Source organism: Streptococcus parasanguinis (assembly GCF_001578955.1).
Classification (GTDB): domain Bacteria; phylum Bacillota; class Bacilli; order Lactobacillales; family Streptococcaceae; genus Streptococcus; species Streptococcus parasanguinis_U.
This window is the reverse complement of record NZ_KQ969690.1, coordinates 346,737-349,690: the sequence shown is the minus strand read 5'-3', so window position 1 is coordinate 349,690 and position 2,954 is coordinate 346,737. Positions and strand designations below refer to the sequence as shown.

Here is a 2,954-nt window from a genome sequence, read left to right as displayed (position 1 = left end):
ATTCAAAATTCGAATCTTCATTTTGAATGGTCATATCTAAAAAACCAAATAATTTTCTAAACCATGATCCACAAAAAAGTGGCAAAAACATCAGAATAAAATAATAATAACGACCTTGTACACCACCTACAGTAATATCACCTTTGTGGTATACCCTAGGATCTCCTGAAATAGCAATTACTATTAATGAGGCAATACCTGCAAGTAAAAGAAGACAGTAATATTTAAAAAATGTTGGCATTTCAATTTTATTTTTTAATGCAATGACAAACATAGCGAAAAAGAAAGTAACTATCGAAATTGCAATTAAAAACGGAGACGATTCTGAAACATATTTCAATGGTTCAGAAACAAAGTCATGAATAATACCGTATGGCGCTAAAAGTAAAGTTCTAATTAATGGTAATGGATGTGTTACAAAATATAATAGTCCTGGTCCTTTGCCTGACAAAGCATTGTCTGAAGCAAACAATTTAATGATTCCAACGTATGTAAAGGAAATTAACAAATTTAAACCAAACAGGATTGAACTGAATTTTCTTACTGATTTATCCTGGTAATACTTATTTGGCAATATTGAAAATAGACTTCCAATTAATACAAACGGAAATTTTGCAAATGAAAATAATAATGTAGAGAATTGAAATGCAAAAGCATAATTTCTATCAATTTTACGTTCACCTGATAGAATATTTGTCAATAAAGCAAGACTAATTAATGTTGCTCCAAAATATAAATAATCATAATGATAACCTGCTATAATGTACAATACTGCAGGGAATGTAGAAAATAAATATATCGCTTCTCTATAAACTTTGCTGATTTTTAATGCAATAAATACTAGAATGGCATATGCTATGACTTCGAAGATTCTTCCCAAATAATAGGAAACAAACACTTTTTTAGAGATTAATCTACCTATATTCCATCCAATTGCACTAGGAATAAAGGCTGGATTATCAAATCCAACTCTTACTCCTTTAATTTTACTTTCCTTATGCTCAACATTGAACCAATAATTTTTATCTTTTTTACTAGGATTTCTTAGTGCATCATATTTAAAAACTGAATTATAATCTTCCAATTTCTCATTGGAATATTTAAAAATAGGACTATCAGAAATACTGATTACGTTTGGCAAATGAGACTCTTCATCTAATCCATATTGGACTGGTTTCACTACTGAAATGACACTACCGAAAATAATTATCAGAAAAAAAGCATTAATTGGCAATTTCTTTTTATCTTTTGGATCAAAAAGAATAAAATAAATTACAATACTAATAATTAATAGTATAATTTTGAGATTGATAGTAAACTGAAATAAACTGGCCAAAAACACTCTTGAAAATAATACTAAAAATATAGCGATTAAAATATTTCTAATTTTAGTCTTATCAATAACTCCCATATAATTTACTCTACTTTCTTTTTATCATTCTTTTTAGTATATATTTCACAGCTCTTGCAGGACCAATTACGATATACTTCAAGGCTCCTTTTATCCCCCCAATTTGATTAAAGTCTACAAAGGTATGGGGTTGAAGATCTTCACGATTGTTCAATTGCTTATTATCAATAAATGGTGTCAGAACATGTGGGTTTTGAGAGATCCTAAAGTCATATTTTTGGTCCCAAGCAATGTAGATCAACAAACGTTCGATCGCATGCAATATCGAATTTTGAGGTAGAGGTTCAGCTGGAACATCTGCTGCTGTCAAATTCAAATCAAAGAGTGGTTTCAAAGCATCGTATTTAAACCAAACAAAGGTCCCATAACTCATGACAAAGGTATTGAGATTTTTGAAGTCAATCGTCTTGGTCGCTCCCATCCGTTCCCAGAGCTTATTCATCTCTGGTGAAATAAGAGCCTCATTCCAGGCAACCACTATTCGATTGTAACGGAAGAAAGTTGGAATATCTGCGATAGTGATTCCGACTTTTGGATTGGCTTCCATATTGGCTAGGATTTGATCAGCCGGTTTGACCAACATCTCGATCAATTCTTTCCGCCAAGATTCACCTGCCCAGAAATCTGCTTCTTTGGATTTCTTGGTATGGAAATGACCAACATAATCGTATTTTGAGAGTTGCTCTTTTAAGAGCAGCATTGGTAACACATCTCGTCCAATGTTTCCAGTCACTACAACCGTCGCATCTTGTGACCGATTAGAAAGAATTTGTTCAATAGCCTGCTTCTTCTCTTCTACATCTGTCGTGATCCATAAGTCATAAGCAAAATGAAAGGCTTGGAAAGCATCTAGAAACTCTTCTAAAAGGTCCACATAAAAGACATGAAGATGAACCGCAACTTTTTTACCAAACTCTCCAGCTAATTCCAGTTTTTTCAAGTACTTACGAGACAAGAGATAAGGATAGTCCGGACGATCTATCATAGACATGTGGTTGAGAATCAAATCCAATGGATAGTCCGATACACGCTCCAACTCGTCAAAAATATAAGGCATAATTCCTTCATTGTTTGCAATGGTTTTGACTTTGATGAAAGGAACCTTATGATTGAGAATCGCTGTAGGATTATAGTAAGAAAAGTCCGGATAGAGCATTCCTGTGGTGTCTTCATGAATGGTATCAAAGACAGTCTTATAGCGAAAACCAGCATCCAGGAAATTCGTTGTGACCTTGGTTTCGTAGTTATCGATCACATCCTGAACATTGGTAAAGTCCTGAACTCCCTGCCAAAATTCATGGAAAGTACTTGATTCAATAACCTGTTTTTTAAAGCTAAGATAATAACTCTGAATATGCTCGTTAAAATCCTTGTCTTTCCGGTAATTGGTCATTCCCCAGAAATCCACTTCATTATCCTGTTCGAACTGCTGATAAATTGGTTCTAGATCCCAAAGAGGTCCAAAGCAGGTATCATTCATGAGGGTAACCGAATCAAAATGAGCCAGTTGGTCAAAGCCAACTGTCTTCATTCCATCCCGCCA

General features: G+C 33.8%; 2 protein-coding genes. Both read right to left on the bottom strand.

Annotated features, from left to right (window positions below; genetic code table 11):
- On the bottom strand, positions 1-1,411 hold a 1,411-nt coding region (locus SPADD19_RS05525; RefSeq protein ID WP_061455465.1), incomplete at its 3' end, for a DUF2142 domain-containing protein.
- A 10-nt stretch (positions 1,412-1,421) separates the two neighbouring features.
- A partial coding sequence (locus tag SPADD19_RS05520; RefSeq protein ID WP_061455464.1) for a rhamnan synthesis F family protein occupies positions 1,422-2,954 on the bottom strand: 1,533 nt, incomplete at its 5' end.